Source organism: Streptomyces sp. NPDC096193 (assembly GCF_040302905.1).
In the GTDB taxonomy this organism is placed as follows: Bacteria; Actinomycetota; Actinomycetes; order Streptomycetales; family Streptomycetaceae; genus Streptomyces.
The window spans coordinates 146,960-164,502 of the sequence record NZ_JBEOSJ010000010.1; the positions used below are offsets into that span (position 1 = coordinate 146,960).

Consider the following 17,543-nt stretch of genomic DNA (forward strand, 5'->3'; position numbering starts at 1 on the left):
AGGCATTCGGTGCTGCTGGTGCTGCGGATTGGTCCGGGTTCGCAGATGGTCGCACGAGGATCGGGCAGCCGGTCCCGCAGGTACCCGTCGGTGGGAGCGGGTTCGGGCGGACAGCCCTCAACGCCCCTGAACGGACACCGGCCGGGTGCTCCGGTCGGCCTCACCCGCGGCACCGGCGGCGGACCGCGTCCGCACCGCGCGCAGCAGCAGGAAGACGGGGAACGCCAGCGGGGAGAGCAGGATCGTGAAGACCAGCAGCGGGCTCATCACCAGGGGGCTGATCCCCAGCCGCCGTCCTTCGAGGTACATCCACTGGCCGAGCAGCAGGTCCCAGGCGATGACCTGCGCCCACACCGCGCCCGCGCCGCCCGCCAGTTCGGTCAGATCGCGGAACCTGTCGAGGTCCGGACTGCTCACGGCCGTCCAGATCTCCGGGAGGACCGGGACAGCCAGGGTCATATAGACGACCAGTACGGGAAGGACGGTCAGCGGGGACGCGGCGACGCGGGCCGTGATACGCCGGGTGGGCGCGAAGATCATCAGCAGCCACACCGGACTCGCCAGATAGAAGGAGAGCTGGAAGAGGAAGGCGGTCATGGCGCGAGCTCCTTTCCGGGTCCGATGGCCCGAGTCGCCGGGGAAGTGGCAATGGATAGTGGAACTACCCACTATCGGATAGCCTTACTATCTATGACGGCGCCGTGTACCGGCAAGGGCGGAAGGATGAACACGTCGTGCGCATAGGGGAGTTGAGTCGCAGGACCGGGGTGCCGGTACCGACGATCAAGTACTACGTCCGCGAAGGGCTCCTGCCCGCCGGCCGGCTGACCAGCCCGAACCAGGCGGCCTACGACGAGGCGCACGAACGCCGACTTCGCCTGATCCGCGCCCTGTTGGATGTCGGCGGCCTCAGGGTGGCGGCCGTCGCGGACGTACTCGCCGCCGTCGACGACGGCGGCAAGTCGGTGCACAGCGTGCTGGGCGTGGCCACGGATCTGATCGGCCCCCGGTACGGCGAGGCGGAGGCGGATGCCGCAGGGGAGGCCGCCCGCGTGCAGGTCAGGGACCTGATCGCCAGGCGCGGCTGGCTCGTCGACGAGGACTCCACGGCCGCGGAGGCGCTCGCCACGGCCCTGGCGGCGCTGGGGCGCGCGGGCCACGGAGACTTCGCCGAAGTGCTCGACGCCTACGCGGACGCGGCGGAAAAGGTGGCCCGGGCGGACCTGGCGTACGTCGCGCGCCGGGCGGGCCTGGACGACCTGGTGGAGAGCGTGGTCGTCGGCACGGTCCTCGGGGACGCGCTACTGGCGTCGCTGCGCCGCATCGCGCAGGCGGACGGGTCGGCGTGGGTGTCCTGGAACGGCCAGGGAGGGGTGGCGAGGGCGGCCGGGGTGGGGGAGCCGCACGAAGGGGTGCGGGGCTGAAGGCGGGGTGTCGGGCGGGTGCGGGTACGGGGTTGCCCGGTTGACCTGTGGCGCGGGTGCGGATCGGCCGGCGGCCGTGGGTACGGACCGGGCCTACGGCCGAGGTACGGGCGCCCGGTGCTCGGCCGAGGCGCGGGCTCGGTCGCCGGCGGGTCCGCGGTGTCACCTGCCGGGGGCGGACGTGCGGGCGTCCCCTGCTCGGTCGAGGCATGGGGTGTGCACCTGTCGGGGCGGGCGTGCCGAGGTGCTGGCGCCCGGGCCGTCGTTCGTCGTCGGTGCGCACCGGGCGAGAACAGGCGGCCCGGCACCCGCGTGTGCGCACATTCGCCGAGGCGCTCCGCCACGCCCCGGATACGGCCCCGCTCAGGCTCAGCCCTCGGCCATCAGCCCCAGGCGTACGCCCCCGACGCGTCGTCAGGCCGCCTGTTCCTGCTCCCGTTCCACCTGCTCGTTCCACTCGCGCTTCACCGCGCGCCACGCCTCGTCGCTCTGACCCAGTCGCCAGTAGCCCGAGATCGACAGCTGCTCGCGCGGTACCTGCCGCTCCAGTCGCAGATGGCGGCGCAGTTCCTTCACGAAGCCGGCCTCGCCGTGGACGAACGCGCACACCGTGCCCTCGGGGAAGTCCAGTGTGGTCACCGCCGCCACCAGCGCCTCGCCGACCGGTCGGCCCGAGCGGTGCAGCCAGTGGATCTCCACTCCGTCGGGGGTGACGACCTTCTGCTCGTCCTCGGGTCCGTCGACCTCCACGAAGGCGTGCACCCGCGCGCCCGTCGGCATGTTCTCCAGCGAAGCGGCGATCGCGGGCAGCGCGCTCTCGTCGCCCACCAGCAGGTGCCAGTCCGCCGCCAAGTCGGGCGCGTATCCGCCGCCGGGGCCGAGGATGCGCATGGTGTCACCCACGCGGGCCCGCGCCGCCCAGGGTCCCGCGAGCCCCTCGTCGCCGTGGACCACGAAGTCGATCGTCAGCTCGCCGCTGTCCCGGTCCCAGCTCCGGACCGTGTACGTGCGGTTCGCCGGCCACTGGTCGCGCGGGAACTCCGCACGGATCTTGTCCATGTCGAACGGCTCCGGGTAGCTGACGCCCTCGGGCGTGAACAGGAGCTTGACGTAGTGGTCGGTGAAGCCGTCGAGGCCGAAGCCCGCCAGCCCTTCGCCGCCGAGGACGACGCGCACCATGTGCGGGGTGAGGTGCTCGGTGTGCACCACCCGCGATTCGTAGGCCTTCGGTGACGTGCGGGCCGGTCGTTCTGCCACGGCGGTCTCCCTGAACTCGTGCTGCTTAGGCTTACCTAAGTTAACACCTCAGGCGCGAAGAGTACCCAGCAAGCGCAGCAGCGCGCCGCCGAGTCCCCACTGCGCCGCCAGTTCGTTCAGGGTCTCCGGATGACGCGGTTCCGTGGGCAGGGCGGGGTCGAACGGAGGCAGTTCGACGTCCGACGCGACCCGGACGACCGTCGGCGCGACCGCCACGTAGTCCCTCGCCTCGTCGAGCCGCTTGCGCTGCGACGGCGTGAGCTTCGCGGCCGGGTCGTCGACGGCGGCCATGATTCCGGCCAGGTCACCGAAGGTGTCCAGCAGTTTGGCCGCGGTCTTCTCGCCGATCCCGGGCACACCGGGCAGGCCGTCGCTCGGGTCGCCCCGCAGCAGCGCCAGATTCACGTACCCGGGGCCGTCCACGCCGTACCTCTCGCGCAGCCAGGCCTCGTCCGTCATCTGGAGTGTCCCGACGCCCTTGACCGGGTACAGCACCCGCCGGCCGCGCGCGTCGTCGACCAGCTGGAACAGGTCACGGTCGCCGGTGACGATGTCCACCGGACCGGTGGCGCGCGCGGTGAGCGTGCCGATGACGTCGTCCGCCTCGTACCCGTCGGCGCCGACCCGGGCGATGCCGAGGGCGTCCAGCACCGCCGCGATCACCGGAACCTGCGGTGAGAGGGTGTCCGGGATCACCTCCTCGTCCGGGAGGCTCCGCTCCGTCTCGACGGCGACGCGGTGCGCTTTGTACGAGGGGATCAGGTCGACCCGCCACTGCGGCCGCCAGTCGTTGTCCCAGCAGGCCACCAGGTCGTCGGGGTGGTGGTCTTGGACCAGCCGCGTGATGAACTCGAGCAGCCCCCGCACGGCGTTGACCGGGGTGCCGTCGGGCGCTCGGACGGAGTCGGGGACCCCGAAATAGGCACGGAAGTACAGGGAAGCGGTGTCGAGGAGCATCAGGCGTCGCGTCACACCCCGATGATGCCGCACCCCACCGACAGTCGGCTCCCACCCGGCGGGTCCCATCGAGGGCCTCTGCGAGCCCCGCGGAGAACCCCGGCGAGCGAGCCCCACGGAAAACCGCGGCCGGCCCGACGGAGAGCCACGGGCCAAGGGGTGAACGGCCCCCGGGGCGGAATGGAGGTGACCTGGGTCACTCTTTCGTTTGGCTTGTTCCCGCCAGGGAAGGCGCGGGCCCGGAGCGGACCCCGTGCATGTTTCAACCATTGTCTCGGGCAAGCGGGCCGACCTCGCGAAGCTCCACGGTCTGCCAGTCGGGGGTGGCAGACCGTTTTCGGTTCGATGGGTGAGGTGTATGTGTCCAGGCTGCAAGCCGAGCACTTGTACAAAGTGTTCGGCAGACGACCCGACGAAGCGGTGAGCAGGCTCGAAGGCGGAGCCGGCCGTGACGAGCTCCGCGCCGACGGCACGACCGCAGCGGTCATCGACGCCTCGTTCGCGGTCGAACCGGGTCAGATCTTCGTCGTCATGGGTCTCTCCGGGTCCGGCAAGTCCACGCTGCTGCGCATGCTGAACGGGCTGCTCGACCCCACTGCCGGACGTGTCCTCTTCGACGGCCAGGACCTCACCGCCCTGAGCCCGCGCGACCTGCGCACCGTCCGCTCCACGAAGATCAGCATGGTCTTCCAGCACTTCGCGCTCTTCCCGCACCGCAGCGTTCTGGAGAACGCCGGCTACGGACTTGAGGTGCAGGGCGTCGCCCGCCCGGAGCGCGAGCGCCGCGCCGCCGAGGCACTGGAGATGGTCGGCCTCGCCGGCTGGGAGAACTCCTGGCCCGACGAGCTGTCCGGCGGTATGCAGCAGCGCGTCGGCCTCGCCCGCGCGCTCGCCACCGACGCCGATCTGCTGTTGATGGACGAGTCCTTCAGCGCGCTCGACCCGCTGATCCGCCGCGACATGCAGGACCAGCTCCTGGAACTCCAGAAGCGGCTGAAGAAGACCATCGTCTTCATCACCCACGACCTGAACGAGGCCATGCGCCTCGGCGACCGCATCGCCGTGATGCGCGACGGCGAGATCGTGCAGCTGGGCACCGCCGAGGACATCCTCGTCACGCCCGCCAACGACTACGTCGCCTCCTTCACCCAGGACGTCGACCGCTCCCGCGTCCTGACCGCCGGCGCGATCATGGCCGACCCGGAGACGGCGTACGGCAGCAGGACGGACAACGGCAAGGAGCTGAAGGGCGCCCGCGACGTACTCGCCGCCGCTCCCGCCACCGTCTCCGCGGACACGTCGATCATCGAGCTGTTCACGCCCTGCTCCACCAGTGGTGTCGCTGTCGCCGTCGTCGACGACGAGGGCGAACTCATCGGCGTCGTGCCGCGTGCCCGGCTGCTCGCCGTCCTCGGCGAGCCCATGACCCCGGCACCCGTACCGCCGCAGAGCACCGCCCCCGCGCAGATCGTCGCCACGGCCGGCGACGCCGACGCGGCCGACAAGGCGGTGGCCAGTGCCTAGGCTCCATCTCGGCGACTGGGTCGACAGCGGTGTCAACTGGCTCCAGTCCCACCTCTCCTGGCTGTTCGACGCCATCAGCGCGGTCGTCACCGGGATGTACGACGGCATCGACTCGGTGCTCTCCGCACCCGAACCGCTGCTGTTCGCGGGCATGCTCGCCGTCGTCGCCTGGTGGCTGCGCGGACTGCTCGCCGGCGGGCTCGCTTTCGCGGGCTTCGCCCTCATCGACTCCATCGAGCTGTGGGACGACGCGATGTCGACCCTCTCGCTGGTGCTCGTCGCCACCATCGTCACGCTGGTGATCGCCGTTCCGCTCGGCATCTGGGCCTCGCGCTCCAAGACCGTCAGCGCGGTGACCCGGCCGGTCCTGGACTTCATGCAGACGATGCCGGCGATGGTGTATCTGATCCCCGGCATCATCTTCTTCGGCGTCGGCGTGGTGCCCGGTATCATCGCCACCATCGTCTTCGCGCTGCCGCCCGGCGTACGGATGACCGAGCTCGGCATCCGCCAGGTCGACGAGGAACTCGTCGAGGCCGCCGAGGCCTTCGGCACCACTCCGCGCAACACCCTGCTGCGTGTACAGCTGCCGCTCGCGCTGCCCACGATCATGGCCGGCATCAATCAGGTCATCATGCTGGGCCTGTCCATGGTCGTCATCGCCGGCATGGTCGGCGGCGGCGGGCTCGGCGGCGCCGTGTACCGCGCCATCGGCAACGTCGACATCGGTCTCGGCTTCGAGGCGGGCATCTCCATCGTCATCCTCGCCATGTACCTGGACCGGATCACCGGCGCGCTCGGCCGGCAGGTATCCCCGCTGGGCCGTCGCGCGATCGCCCGGGCCAAGGCGCTGACCGGCGGGCTGAAGATCTGGGACCACCGCCCGCAGCCCGTCGTCGCGGTCGTCGGTGTTGTCGTCCTCGCCTTGGTCGCGGGCGGTATGGGCATGTTCGGCGGCACCAAGTCCGCCGACGCGTCCGACGCCTCGAACGTGGGTGGGGGCAAGAAGGTCTCCATCGGCTACATCCCCTGGGACGAGGGCATCGCCTCCACCTTCCTGTGGAAGGAGCTGCTGGAGCAGCGCGGCTACGAGGTCGAGACCAAGCAACTGGAGGCGGGGTCGCTGTACACCGGACTCGCCGGCGGTCAGATCGACTTCGAGACCGACTCCTGGCTGCCCGTCACCCATGCCCAGTACTGGAAGAAGTACGGGAGCAAGCTGGAGGACCTCGGCTCCTGGTACGGCCCCACGTCCCTGGAGCTGTCCGTGCCCTCCTATGTGAAGGGTGTCGACTCGCTGGCGGACCTCAAGGGGAAGTCGGCGCAGTTCAAGGGCCGGATCATCGGCATCGAGCCGAGCGCCGGAATGATGGGCCTGCTCAAGGACAAGGTGCTCAAGGAGTACGGCCTGGAGGGCGAGTACAAGGTCGTCGACGGGTCGACGCCCGGCATGCTCGCCGAGCTGAAGCGCGCGTACGAGAAGAAGGAACCGATCGTCACCACGCTGTGGTCGCCGCACTGGGCCTACAGCACCTACGACCTGAAGAAGCTCAAGGACCCCAAGGTGTCGTGGGGCAAGGGCGACGGCGTGCACACGCTCGCGCGCAAGGGCTTCTCGGCGGACAACCCGCAGGTCGGCAAGTGGCTGAAGAGCTTCGAGATGACCGAGAAGCAGCTCACGGACCTCGAAGCGACGATCCAGAAGACCGGCAAGGGCAAGGAGCAGGACGCCGTACGCGACTGGCTGGCCAAGAACCCCGGGCTCGCCGACAAGTGGACCCCCGTCGCCGAGGCGGGCAAGGCCGCGAACGGCAAGGACGAGCGCGAACGCCCGCTGGAGGTCGCCTGGTTCCCGTGGGAGGAGGACATCGCCGCCACCTACCTGTGGAAGGCGGTCCTCGAGGAGCGCGGGTACAGGATGAACCTCAAGCAGTTCGAGGTCGGTCCGATGTACACCGCGATGTCGCGCGGTCAGATCGACGTCCAGTTCGACGGCTGGCTGCCGAACACCCAGAAGAAGTACTGGGACAAGTACGGCGACAAACTCACCGACGTCGGCTCCTGGTACGGGCCCACCTCACTGGAGATCGCGGTGCCCTCCTATGTGAAGGGTGTCGACTCGCTCGACGATCTCAAGGGCCGTGCTGGAGAGTTCAAAGGCCGGATCGTCGGTATCGAGCCAGGCACCGAGACCATGAACATCCTCAAGAACAAAGTCCTGCCGGGCTACGGCATCGACGGTGAGTACAAGGTCGTCGACAGCTCCACCCCCGGCATGCTCGCCGAGCTCAAGCGGGCGTACGCCAAGAAGGAACCGATCGCCGTCATGCTGTGGACCCCGCACTGGGCCTACAACGAGTACGGCCTCACCAAGCTGAAGGACCCCAAGAAGGCCTTCGGCGCAGGGGACCGGATCCACACGGTGGCGAGCAAGGACTTCCCGAAGAACTATCCGCGGCTGACCACCTGGCTCAAGAACTTCAAGCTCAGCGAGGAGCAGCTCGCCGGTCTGGAGAACGAGATCCAGAAGCGCGGAACGGGACACGAGGAGGAGGCGGTGAAGGCCTGGATGAAGGAGAACCCGGGCATCGCCGACCGGATGGCACCGCAGTAGCGGTCGCACACAGTGACGGCGGGGTTCCCGCCGTGCCCGGAGCGCAACGGGGTGGTTCCCGCCAGAGGCGGGGGCCGCCCCGTCCGGCTTTCCCCGCCGGCCCCGGGCCCGTGACCTGATGCGGGAGCGGTCGGACCCCGATGCTGCGTAAGGTGAAGACAGACCAGGGGAAGGGGAGCCCGGCAGATGGACGAGAAGGACGGCAAGGACCCGAAGGAGACCGAGCGTCTTCGCGTCGGCGCCGCCGTGCGCCGACGCCGCCGCGCGCTCGACCTCACCCTTGCCACGGTGGCCGAGCGCAGCGGCCTGTCCATCCCCTTCCTCAGCCAGGTCGAGAACGAACGCGCCCGCCCCAGCGTCCGCTCCCTCCAGCGGGTCGCCGACGCCCTGGAGACCACGACGAGCCGGCTGCTGGCCGCCTCCGACGCCGCCCGCACGGTCGCCGTCGTACGCGCCGACGAGGACGACGACGCGCCTCCCGTGCCGAGGGCCCGGCGGCTCGTCCGCGGCCGTCACCAGCTCGAAGCCCTGGAATTCACCGGGGAGCACGACACCGGCGGAGAGTTCCAGCACCGCAACGACGAGCTGATGTACATCGCCGACGGGGCGGTGGAGCTGGAGGCCGAGGGCCGCGCCTACCGCCTGGTCCGGGGTGACACCCTGTTCCTGTCCGGCGGGGTACGGCACCGGTGGCGGGCGACCCTGCCGGAGACCCGCATCGTCGTGGTCACCGTCGCAGAGCATCTCGAGACGCCGGAGCCGTAGGCCGGCCGGCAGCCTTCAGGAGCCCTGATGCGTGTGGTTTCCCTCGTGCCCTCGCTGACCGAGGCGGTGGCCGTCAGCGCGCCCGGGACGCTGGTCGGCGCCACGGACTGGTGCACTCATCCGGCGGATCTCGACGTCCCGCGCGTCGGCGGCACCAAGAACCCCGACGTACCCGCGGTGATCGGCCTTGGCCCCGATCTGGTGATCGCGAACGACGAGGAGAACCGGGAGCCCGACCTCGCCGCCCTGCGCGCCGCGGGCGTCGAGGTCCTGGTCACCGAGGTGCGCGACCTGGAGCAGGCCCTCGGCGAACTGAGGCGGGTGCTGGTGGAGGGCTGCGGTCTCGCTCAGCCGGAATGGCTCGACGAGGCCCGTGAGGCCTGGTCGTCCGTCGCACCACTGGACGAGCCGGGTCCGTTGCGCGCCGTCGTCCCCATCTGGCGGCGGCCCTGGATGGTGCTCGGTCGTGACACCTTCGCCGGCGATCTGCTGGCGAGGCTCGGCGTGACGCATGCCTACGCCGGGCACGCCGAGCGCTACCCGCGCGTCCCGTTGGACGAACTGCGCGAGACCGGAGCGCGGCTGGCGGTGCTCCCCGACGAGCCGTACCGCTTCACCGCGGAGGACGGACCCGAGGCGTTCCCCGACATGGCGGCGGCGCTCGTCAGCGGCCGCCATCTGACCTGGTACGGGCCGTCGTTGGCGGAGGCGCCGGCGGTGCTCAGCGCGGCGCTGCGAGCAGCGCTCCGCTGAGCAGGCCGCGCACCGTGCGCACGCCCGCCACCGCCCAGCCGGTGACCAGCAGCAGATAGAGGCCGACGGCCAGCCACCGCAGCGCCGGCAGTCCGGTGTGATGGGCCAGACTCGCCGCGCCCGTCACACAGGTGCCGACGGGGAAGGTGAAGGCCCACCAGCTCATCGAGAACGGCAAACCGTCCCGGGCGGCCCGCACCAGCATGGCGCCGGCGAGCACCAGCCACATCAGGGCGAAGCCCATCACGGGCACGCCGTAGATCACGGCGAAGGCGGCGAATCCCGTGGCGTACGGCGCCTGGACCGCGGCCGGGGCCACGTCCGCGAGTTTGCCGACCGCCGTCGTCGACTGGCCGAGCGGGCCGAGGACCAGGAAGAGCGTCGGGGTCAGCGCGAGGGGCAGCCGGCCGTGGTGGACCAGCCGGGAGAAGACCACCGGCAGGATCACCAGCGTGGCGATCAGGCTGATGCCGAACATCGCGTAGCTGCCGAGCAGCAGCGCCTCGCGCCCCTGGCCGGCGGGCAGCTGCGGGACCAGGAAGGGGCCGAGGGACGCCGCGACCATGGGGGAGACGACGGGCAGCAGCCACACCGGTGTGGCCGTGCCCGGTGTCACGCGCTGGCGGACGATCATCAGATAGGGGACGGCGACCGCCACGACGAGACCGATGAGGGTACCGACGGCGAAGAGGGCGAAGGCGGCCACGACCGCCGCGGGTTCGCCGATCACGTCCCGGCCGACGGAGACCGTGCCGATGCCGACGGCCAGCAGTGCCATCGACAGACACCCGTAGAAGGGCGCGATCGCCGGGTCGAGCAGATGGGCGCGGGCCTGGTCGGAGTGGTGGAGCCAGTGCGCCGCGCGGGCGAGGAGCACCACGACCAGCAGCACCGCGGACAGCGCCCATATCGCCTCACAGACGGTTCGCAGGCCCGGGACGTGGTAGGGGAGCGCGGCACCGGCGTTGGCGACGATGGCGGTGCCCATGACGCTCGCGTACCAGTTCGGCCCGAAGTGGCGCAGCGTCGGCAGCCGTACGGTCGTCAGCGAAGGGGTGGTCGCTTCGGCGACGGTGCGAGTGCGGGGGTGTACGGCGGTGACCATGTCTTCACTGTCCTGGCGTGCGGCACTCCCCACCAGGGATCTTCTTCCTATGGCCCCATAAGCTGGATTTATGAGCAGGGGACCGAAGGACGAGGACCAGGGCGAGCGCGTACCGCTGGCACACCGCGTGCCGGATCTGGGCGCACTGGAACTGCTGCTGGCCGTCGCCCGGCACGGCAGTCTCGGCCGGGCGGCGCGCGAGCTCGGTATCACCCAGCCCGCCGCGAGCAGCCGGATCCGCTCCATGGAGCGGCAGCTGGGCGTCGCTCTGGTGGACCGCTCACCGCGCGGCTCCCGGCTCACCGACGCGGGGGCGCTGGTCACCGACTGGGCGCGGCGGGTCGTGGAGGCGGCGGAGGCGTTCGACGTGGGGACGCAGGCGCTGCGGGGGCGGCGCGACTCGCGGCTGCGGGTCGCGGCTTCGATGACCATCGCGGAGTATCTGCTGCCCGGCTGGCTCATCGCGCTGCGCTCGCAGCGGCCCGGGACGGCGGTCTCGCTGCTGGCGGGCAACTCCGCGACCGTGGCTCAGCAACTGCTCGCGGGCGACGCGGACCTCGGTTTCGTGGAGGGGCTGTCGGTGCCGGAGGGCCTGGACGGCGCGGTGATCGGCCAGGACCGGCTGCTGGTCGTGGTGGCACCGGGACACCCCTGGGCGCGGCGCAAACGCCCCCTGAAGGCCGGTGAGCTGGCTTCTGAACCCCTGATCCTGCGGGAGCGCGGATCGGGTACGCGCCAGGTGCTCGACTCGGCGCTCACCGACCACGGGGGCCTGGCGGCACCACTGCTGGAACTGGCGTCGACGACGGCGGTGAAGGCGGCGGCGGTGAGCGGGGCGGGTCCCGCGGTACTCAGCGAGCTGGCGGTGAGCGAGGAAGTCGCCGCACGGCGGCTGACGGAGGTCCCGGTGGAGGGAGTGAGCATGGACCGGTCGCTGCGCGCGGTCTGGCCGTCCTCCCACCGGCCCACCGGGCCGGCGAGAGAGCTCCTGTCCCTGACGCAGGGCTGAGCGGCGGGTCGGGGGAGCGGTTCCCCGAGGCTGCTGCGTCGGGCCGGGAGCGTCGAGCCGAGAGCCGTACGAGGGCAGCAGCCGCAGGTGTGAGGGCGGCTGCCCGGGGGGGCGCCGACCGCAGCCGGCCCCCCGACCGTCAGCCGCCCCCGCCCCCGCCCGCGCCCGCGCCCAAGCCGTCAGTCGCCCGCGCCCACGCCCCGACCGTCAGCAGCCCGCGCCCTCCGCCGTCAGCGCCCACGCCTCCGACCATCAGCAGCCGTGCCCCCGCCGTCAGCAGCCCGCGCCCCCGGCCGTCAGCCCGCCGAAGCCTCCACCAGAGCCCGCATCACCCGGACGTCCTCGCCCATCTCCGGGTGCCACTGCACCCCCAGCACCCACCCGTCCGCGGTCTCGACCGCCTCCACCGTCCCGTCGTCCGCGTGCGCGCCCGGCGTCAGGGCCGGGGCCAGGACGTCGAGCGACTGGTGGTGGTAGGCCGGGACCTTCGTCGCCTCCGGGGTGATGGAGGCGAACCGGGTGCCCGGGACCGGCCGGACCGTGTGGGTGCCGAAGACGCCCACACCGCCCACATGCCCGTCCAGGTGCTGTACCAGGGTTCCGCCGAGCGCCACGTTCAGCAGCTGCATCCCGCGGCAGATCCCCAGCAGCGGCGTGCCCGTGGCCAGTGCCGCGTGGATCAGGGCGAGCTCCCAGGCGTCCCGGTCCCGCGCGGGCGGCCCGGTACGCGGGTCCGCCTGCGCGCCGTACCGCGCGGGCTCCACGTCAGCACCGCCCGCGATCACCAGACCGTCCAGCCGGGCCACGACCGCCTCGGCCGAGGCCGGGTCCTCGTCCGGCGGGAGCAGCGTCGCGAGCCCGCCCGCCGCCTGGACCATGCGGGGATACGCCGCGGGCAGCAGCGCCGCGGGCAGCTCCCACACCCCCCACTTCGCGGGGTTGAGGTAGGTGGTCACCCCGATGAGCGGCTTGGACACGGTGGCTCCGTTCGTTCCTGTCACGTGCGTCATTTGCGTTCGAGTTCGGCCTCCGCCGCCGCCAGCGCCGCGAACTCCTCCTCCGGCGCCTTCGCGACCAGATGATGCCGAGAGTAGAACGCGAAGTAGGCGAGTGCGACGGCGTAGACGCCGAGCGCGATGTACGCCGCGTCCTTGTCCACCAGGAACGTCGCCACCAGCGCGGAGAGCGCGAGGACGAAGGCGACCGAGGAGGTGACGACGCCGCCCGGGGTGCGGTACGGGCGCGGAAGCCCCGGTTCGCGGCGCCGCAGCACGATGTGCGACAGGGCCATCAGCGCATAGCTGATCGTCGCGCCGAACACCGCGATGTTGAGCATCCGCGCGCCGTTGCCCGTGCCCGCCGCCAGGGCGAATCCGAGCGCGCCCGGGATCAGCAGGCCGAGGTAGGGCGACTTGCGGCGGCTGGTGAGCGAGAGGAAGCGCGGAAGGTATCCGGCCCGGGAGAGAGCGAAGAGCTGGCGGGAGCCCGCGTAGATCAGCGAGAAGAACGACGCGACGAGGCCGGCGAGCCCCGCGTAGTTGACGAAGCGGCTCAGTGGTGTCGGGTCGCCGCTGCCCTCCAGGGCGACCACGAGCGGGTTGCCGGCGTCCTTCAGGGCGTCCGATCCGCTCGCGCCCGTCGCGGCGAAGAACGTGAGCACGGCGAGCAGCGCCAGGACGCCCATGGAGATGGCGAGGGCCTTCGGCATCGAGCGCACCGGGTCCTTCGCCTCCTCGGCGGCGAGCGGCACGCCCTCGACGCCCAGGAAGAACCACATGCCGAAGGGGAAGGCCGCCCAGATGCCCAGCAGACCGAACGGCAGCCAGGAGCTCGAGGCGAAGGCGTTCGTGTCCACGGCGATGTCGTCGAGGCCGCCCGCCGAGAAGTCGGTGAACGCGCCGACCACGAAGATCAGCAGCGCCGCGACCGCGATGGCGGTGACGACCAGGCTGAAGCGCAGCGCCTCGCCGACTCCCCACAGATGGATCCCGATGAAGATAACGAAACAGGCGAGATAGACCGGCCAGCCCGATTCCAGGCCGAAGAGGTTGAGTGACTCGACGTAGTCACCGATGAAGATCGAGATCGCCGCGGGCGCGAGGATGTACTCGATAAGGATCGCCGTGCCGGTGAGGAAGCCGCCCCAGGTACCGAGGGCACGACGGGCGAATCCGTAGCCGCCGCCCGCCGTGGGCAGGATCGCCGAGAGTTCGGCGAGGGCGAAGACGAGACAGGCGTACATCACGCCCATCAGCAGGGTGGCGATCGCGAGGCCGCCGAAGCCGCCCTTGGCGAGGCCGGTGTTCCAGCCGGCGAAGTCGCCGGAGACGACATAGGCCACGCCGAGTCCGGTGAGCAGCAGCCAGCCTGCGCTGCCCCGGCGCAGGGTGCGCCGCCGGAGATAGGCGTCGTCGGCGGGGGAAGTGGTGCGCGGGGTCGTGCCTTCGGCCATGAGTCGCTCCTGGCAGTCAAAGGTTTGTGCGGACACCTTTGCGGCAGAGATCCGGAATGCGCAACCCCTGTGCGTAAAGGTGAGGTTACGGATCGGCCCGCGCCCCCGTGCCGGGCTGCCCGCCGTCCGGTCAGGGCAGAAAACCGCGCAGCAGTGCCGCGGTGCCCTCGCAGTGCTCCCGCATCACCTCCCGAGCCGCGTCGGCGTCCCCGTCCAGCACCGCCTCGACCAGCGCGCTGTGCTGCTGCTGGGAGTGTTCGAGGTTGCGCACGAGCAGCGGAATGCAGTCGAGCAGATCGTTGAGGGTCGCCCGCACCGCGGCGTACCGGGCGGCCAGCGTCGGGGACCCGGACAGTTCCGCGAGGGTCAGATGCAGCAGCGTGTCCGCGCGCCGGTACGCGGCCAGCGGGGCGTCGTGCGTGGACGACAGGGCGGTGCGCAGCCGCTTCGCGCCCTGGTCGGTCAGCCCGTGCGCGGCGCACAGTCCCGCCGCGCCGACCTCCAGCACCTCGCGGAAGCGCAGCGTGTCCTCGACATCGACGGCCGCCACCCGGCGGCGCAGCTCGTCCTCGCCGTGGGCGTCCGGGCGGTGCAGCACGAAGGTGCCGCCGTAACGGCCGCGCCGGCTCTCCACCAGGCCCTGGTCGGCGAGGACCTTCAGCGCCTCGCGCAGGGTGACCCGGCTGATGCCCATCCGCTCGGCGAGCTCACGCTCCGCGGGCAGCCGCTCGCCGCCGGGGACCAGCCCGAGCCGCAGAAGCTGAAGAATCTGCTCCAGTGCCTCCTCGAAGCCGTTGCCCGCGCGTACGGGGCGCAGCACGGGTGTCAGCCGGTCGGCCGCATCGTTCGTCTTCGCCACGTCACCGTTCCCTCTTCCCAGGCAATGGTCTTCGGTAATACCTTATAGCTTCCGGCTGACCCAAGGAGGCGTAATCCCGTGGCAGACCGCAAACCCCCGCTCGGGGTCGAGGAGCTTCGTGCCCTCGTCGCGAGCGGTGAGATCGACACCGTCGTCCTGGCCTTCCCCGACATGCAGGGGCGGCTCCAGGGCAAGCGGTTCGCCGCACCGTTCTTCCTCGACGAGGTCCTCGAACACGGCACCGAGGGCTGCAACTACCTCCTCGCCGTCGACACCGAGATGAACACCGTCGACGGCTACGAGATGTCCTCGTGGGAGCGCGGCTACGGCGACTTCGCCATGCACCCCGACCTCGCCACCCTGCGCCGCATCCCCTGGAACGAGGGCACCGCCCTCCTCGTCGCCGACCTCGCGTGGAACGACGGCTCACCCGTCGTCGCCGCGCCCCGCCAGGTCCTGCGCCGCCAGCTGGAGCGCCTCGCCGAGCACGGGCTCACCGCCCATGCCGGCACGGAGCTCGAGTTCATCGTCTTCAAGGACACCTACGAGCAGGCCTGGGACCGTCACTACCGCGACCTCACCCCGGCCAACCAGTACAACATCGACTACTCCGTCCTCGGCACCGGACGGATCGAGCCGCTGCTGCGCCGCATCCGCAACGAGATGGCCGCGGCCGGACTGACCGTCGAGTCCGCCAAGGGCGAGTGCAACCCCGGCCAGCACGAGATCGCCTTCAAGTACGACGAAGCCCTGATCACCTGCGACCAGCACGCCGTCTACAAGACCGGCTCCAAGGAGATCGCCTCGCAAGAGGGTGTCTCGCTCACCTTCATGGCCAAGTACAACGAGCGCGAGGGCAACTCCTGCCACATCCACCTCTCGCTCCAGGACGAGAACGGCACCAACGTCATGGCGGGCGACGGCCCCGGCGGCATGTCCCCGGTCATGCGCCACTTCCTCGCCGGACAACTGGCCGCCCTGCGCGAGTTCTCGCTGCTGTACGCGCCCAACATCAACTCCTACAAGCGGTTCCAGCCCGGCTCCTTCGCGCCGACCGCCGTCGCCTGGGGCTACGACAACCGCACCTGCGCGCTGCGCGTCGTCGGCCACGGCCGCTCCATGCGCTTCGAGAACCGGCTCCCGGGCGGTGACGTCAACCCCTACCTCGCCGTCGCCGGACTCGTCGCGGCCGGGCTGCACGGCATCGAGCAGAAGCTGGAGCTGCCCGAGGAGTGCACCGGCAACGCGTACACCGCCGGATACGAGCGGGTCCCCACCACCCTGCGGGAAGCCGCCGAGCTCTGGGAGAACAGCGCCATCGCCCGGGCCGCCTTCGGCGACGAAGTCGTGGCGCACTACCGCAACATGGCGCGGGTCGAACTCCAGGCGTTCGATGCCGCGGTGACCGACTGGGAGCTCCGACGCTCCTTCGAACGTCTGTGAGGCACGTTGTGACGCACGCCCATCACGAGGTGGTCAACCCCGCCACGGGCCAGGTGATCGAGACCGTTCCGGCGACGAGCGCCGCCGAGGTCGACGCCGCCGTCGCGCTCGCCGCGAAGGCCCAGGAGGGCTGGGCGGCCGCCGCCCCCGCCGACCGGGCCCGGCTGCTGCGCCGGTTCGCCGGCGTCGTGGACGAACACGTCGAGGAGCTGGCCCGGCTGGAAGTGCGCCAGGCCGGCCACACCATCGGCAACGCCCGCTGGGAGGCCGGCAACGTCCGCGACCTCCTCGACTTCGCCGCCGGGGGAGTCGAACGCCTCAGCGGACGCCAGATCCCCGTCGCCGGCGGCCTCGACATCACCATCCTCGAACCCCTCGGCGTCATCGGGGTGATCGCGCCGTGGAACTTCCCCATGCCGATCGCCGCCTGGGGCTCCGCCCCCGCGCTCGCCGCAGGGAACGCCGTCCTCCTCAAACCGGCCGAGACCACACCGCTGACAGCGCTGCGACTGGCCGAACTCGCCCTGGAGGCAGGCCTGCCCGAGCATCTCTTCCAGGTGCTGCCGGGAGCGGGCGACGTGACGGGCAACGCGCTCGTCGAGCACCCCGGCGTGGCCAAGATCGTGTTCACCGGATCCACCCGGGTCGGCAAGAGCATCATGGCCCGCAGCGCACCCCTGGTGAAGCGGGTGACGCTCGAACTCGGCGGCAAGAGCCCCAACATCGTCTTCGCCGACTCCGATCTCCAGGCGGCCGCCGCGGCCACCCCCATGTCCTTCCTCGACAACAGCGGACAGGACTGCTGCGCCCGGACCCGCATCCTGGTGCAGCGCACGGTGTACGACCGGTTCCTCGACCTGCTCGCCCCCGCGATCGAGTCCGTCGTCGTGGGCGACCCCGCCGACGAGAAGACCCAGATGGGCCCGCTCATCTCGCAGATCCAGCTGGACCGTGTGCGCTCCTACGTCCCCGACGACCTGCCCGGCATCCGGGGCAGCGCCCCCGAAGGCCCCGGCTTCTGGTTCGCGCCCACCGTCCTCACCGACATCGCGCCCGACGCCCCGCCCGCCTGCGAGGAAGTCTTCGGACCGGTGGCCGCCGTCCTGCCCTTCGACGACGAGGCCGACGCGATCCGGCTCGCCAACGCCACCGACTACGGACTCTCCGGTTCGATCTGGACCCGCGACATCGGCCGCGCCCTGCGCGTCTCGCGGGCCGTCGCCGCCGGCAACCTCTCCGTCAACTCCCACAGCAGCGTGCGCTATTCGACCCCGTTCGGCGGCTACAAGCAGTCCGGCCTCGGCCGCGAACTCGGCCCCGACGCCCTGACCGCATTCACCGAGACCAAGAACGTCTTCATCAGCACGGAGGCCTGAGTACT

15 protein-coding genes are annotated in these 17,543 nt (G+C 71.0%); 8 read left to right on the plus strand and 7 right to left on the minus strand.

The window, feature by feature from the left end; translation table 11 throughout:
- Positions 1–117: 117 nt before the first annotated feature.
- Positions 118–597: an ABA4-like family protein gene (locus tag ABTX78_RS17205; RefSeq protein ID WP_352207605.1), complete on the minus strand. Its 480-nt coding sequence runs from the start codon at positions 595–597 to the stop codon at positions 118–120.
- A 137-nt stretch (positions 598–734) separates the two neighbouring features.
- Here ABTX78_RS17205 and ABTX78_RS17210 point away from each other — a divergent pair, with 137 nt between their 5' ends.
- Positions 735–1,424 (plus strand): MerR family transcriptional regulator, encoded by a 690-nt coding sequence (locus tag ABTX78_RS17210; protein WP_352207606.1) that lies wholly within the window; start codon positions 735–737, stop codon positions 1,422–1,424.
- 414 nt (positions 1,425–1,838) lie between these two features.
- Here the strand turns inward: ABTX78_RS17210 and ABTX78_RS17215 are convergent, their stop codons facing one another.
- Both ABTX78_RS17215 and ABTX78_RS17220 read right to left on the minus strand, forming a co-directional pair.
- Positions 1,839–2,681 (minus strand): siderophore-interacting protein, encoded by an 843-nt coding sequence (locus ABTX78_RS17215; protein ID WP_352207607.1) that lies wholly within the window; start codon positions 2,679–2,681, stop codon positions 1,839–1,841.
- Between the two features lie 48 nt (positions 2,682–2,729).
- On the minus strand, positions 2,730–3,638 hold the full coding sequence (locus ABTX78_RS17220) for a 5'-3' exonuclease (protein ID WP_352207696.1): 909 nt from the start codon (positions 3,636–3,638) through the stop codon (positions 2,730–2,732).
- Positions 3,639–3,998: 360 nt separating this feature from the next.
- On the opposite strand from ABTX78_RS17220, the gene ABTX78_RS17225 reads away from it, so the two are divergent.
- The 4 genes from ABTX78_RS17225 to ABTX78_RS17240 all read left to right on the plus strand — a co-directional run bounded on the left by ABTX78_RS17225 (position 3,999) and on the right by ABTX78_RS17240 (position 9,294).
- Positions 3,999–5,162, plus strand: coding sequence for a quaternary amine ABC transporter ATP-binding protein (locus ABTX78_RS17225; RefSeq protein ID WP_352207608.1), 1,164 nt, complete (start codon positions 3,999–4,001; stop codon positions 5,160–5,162).
- Positions 5,155–7,776, plus strand: a complete 2,622-nt coding sequence (locus ABTX78_RS17230; protein ID WP_352207609.1) for an ABC transporter permease/substrate binding protein — start codon at positions 5,155–5,157, stop codon at positions 7,774–7,776. The genes ABTX78_RS17225 and ABTX78_RS17230 overlap by 8 nt, the downstream gene beginning before the upstream one ends.
- Before the next feature lie 186 nt (positions 7,777–7,962).
- Positions 7,963–8,541, plus strand: coding sequence for a helix-turn-helix domain-containing protein (locus tag ABTX78_RS17235; protein ID WP_352207610.1), 579 nt, complete (start codon positions 7,963–7,965; stop codon positions 8,539–8,541).
- Positions 8,542–8,568: 27 nt separating this feature from the next.
- On the plus strand, positions 8,569–9,294 hold the full coding sequence (locus tag ABTX78_RS17240) for a helical backbone metal receptor (protein ID WP_352207611.1): 726 nt from the start codon (positions 8,569–8,571) through the stop codon (positions 9,292–9,294).
- On the opposite strand, the gene ABTX78_RS17245 is transcribed toward ABTX78_RS17240, so the two are convergent.
- Positions 9,263–10,399, minus strand: a complete 1,137-nt coding sequence (locus ABTX78_RS17245; RefSeq protein WP_352207612.1) for a TDT family transporter — start codon at positions 10,397–10,399, stop codon at positions 9,263–9,265. The two genes, ABTX78_RS17240 and ABTX78_RS17245, sit on opposite strands and share 32 nt — an antisense overlap.
- Before the next feature lie 70 nt (positions 10,400–10,469).
- On the opposite strand from ABTX78_RS17245, the gene ABTX78_RS17250 reads away from it, so the two are divergent.
- Positions 10,470–11,408 (plus strand): LysR family transcriptional regulator, encoded by a 939-nt coding sequence (locus tag ABTX78_RS17250; protein WP_352207613.1) that lies wholly within the window; start codon positions 10,470–10,472, stop codon positions 11,406–11,408.
- Between the two features lie 296 nt (positions 11,409–11,704).
- Here ABTX78_RS17250 and ABTX78_RS17255 read toward each other — a convergent pair whose 3' ends face one another.
- The 3 genes from ABTX78_RS17255 to ABTX78_RS17265 all read right to left on the minus strand — a co-directional run bounded on the left by ABTX78_RS17255 (position 11,705) and on the right by ABTX78_RS17265 (position 14,719).
- The gene (locus tag ABTX78_RS17255) at positions 11,705–12,385 is read right to left on the minus strand and encodes a gamma-glutamyl-gamma-aminobutyrate hydrolase family protein (RefSeq protein ID WP_352207614.1); all 681 of its coding nucleotides are present in this window, start codon (positions 12,383–12,385) and stop codon (positions 11,705–11,707) included.
- A gap of 29 nt (positions 12,386–12,414) precedes the next feature.
- A complete protein-coding gene (gene eat / locus ABTX78_RS17260) occupies positions 12,415–13,860 on the minus strand; it encodes an ethanolamine permease (protein WP_352207615.1) in 1,446 nt (481 codons plus the stop codon).
- A gap of 130 nt (positions 13,861–13,990) precedes the next feature.
- A complete protein-coding gene (locus ABTX78_RS17265) occupies positions 13,991–14,719 on the minus strand; it encodes a FadR/GntR family transcriptional regulator (protein WP_352207616.1) in 729 nt (242 codons plus the stop codon).
- Between the two features lie 78 nt (positions 14,720–14,797).
- Between ABTX78_RS17265 and ABTX78_RS17270 the strand changes: the two genes are divergently transcribed.
- Both ABTX78_RS17270 and ABTX78_RS17275 read left to right on the plus strand, forming a co-directional pair.
- Complete coding sequence (locus ABTX78_RS17270; protein WP_352207617.1) at positions 14,798–16,162, plus strand: glutamine synthetase family protein; 1,365 nt, start codon at positions 14,798–14,800, stop codon at positions 16,160–16,162.
- Positions 16,163–16,170: 8 nt separating this feature from the next.
- Complete coding sequence (locus tag ABTX78_RS17275; RefSeq protein WP_352207618.1) at positions 16,171–17,538, plus strand: aldehyde dehydrogenase family protein; 1,368 nt, start codon at positions 16,171–16,173, stop codon at positions 17,536–17,538.
- The last annotated feature ends 5 nt before the right edge of the window (positions 17,539–17,543 follow it).

Coding starts and splice junctions, on each gene's coding strand:
- ABTX78_RS17205 (WP_352207605.1), bottom strand. CDS start 597: ATGACCGCCTTCCTCTTCCAGCTCTCCTTCTATCTGGCGAGTCCGGTG.
- ABTX78_RS17220 (WP_352207696.1), bottom strand. CDS start 3,638: ATGCTCCTCGACACCGCTTCCCTGTACTTCCGTGCCTATTTCGGGGTC.
- ABTX78_RS17235 (WP_352207610.1), top strand. CDS start 7,963: ATGGACGAGAAGGACGGCAAGGACCCGAAGGAGACCGAGCGTCTTCGC.
- ABTX78_RS17240 (WP_352207611.1), top strand. CDS start 8,569: ATGCGTGTGGTTTCCCTCGTGCCCTCGCTGACCGAGGCGGTGGCCGTC.
- ABTX78_RS17245 (WP_352207612.1), bottom strand. CDS start 10,399: ATGGTCACCGCCGTACACCCCCGCACTCGCACCGTCGCCGAAGCGACC.
- ABTX78_RS17250 (WP_352207613.1), top strand. CDS start 10,470: ATGAGCAGGGGACCGAAGGACGAGGACCAGGGCGAGCGCGTACCGCTG.
- eat (WP_352207615.1), bottom strand. CDS start 13,860: ATGGCCGAAGGCACGACCCCGCGCACCACTTCCCCCGCCGACGACGCC.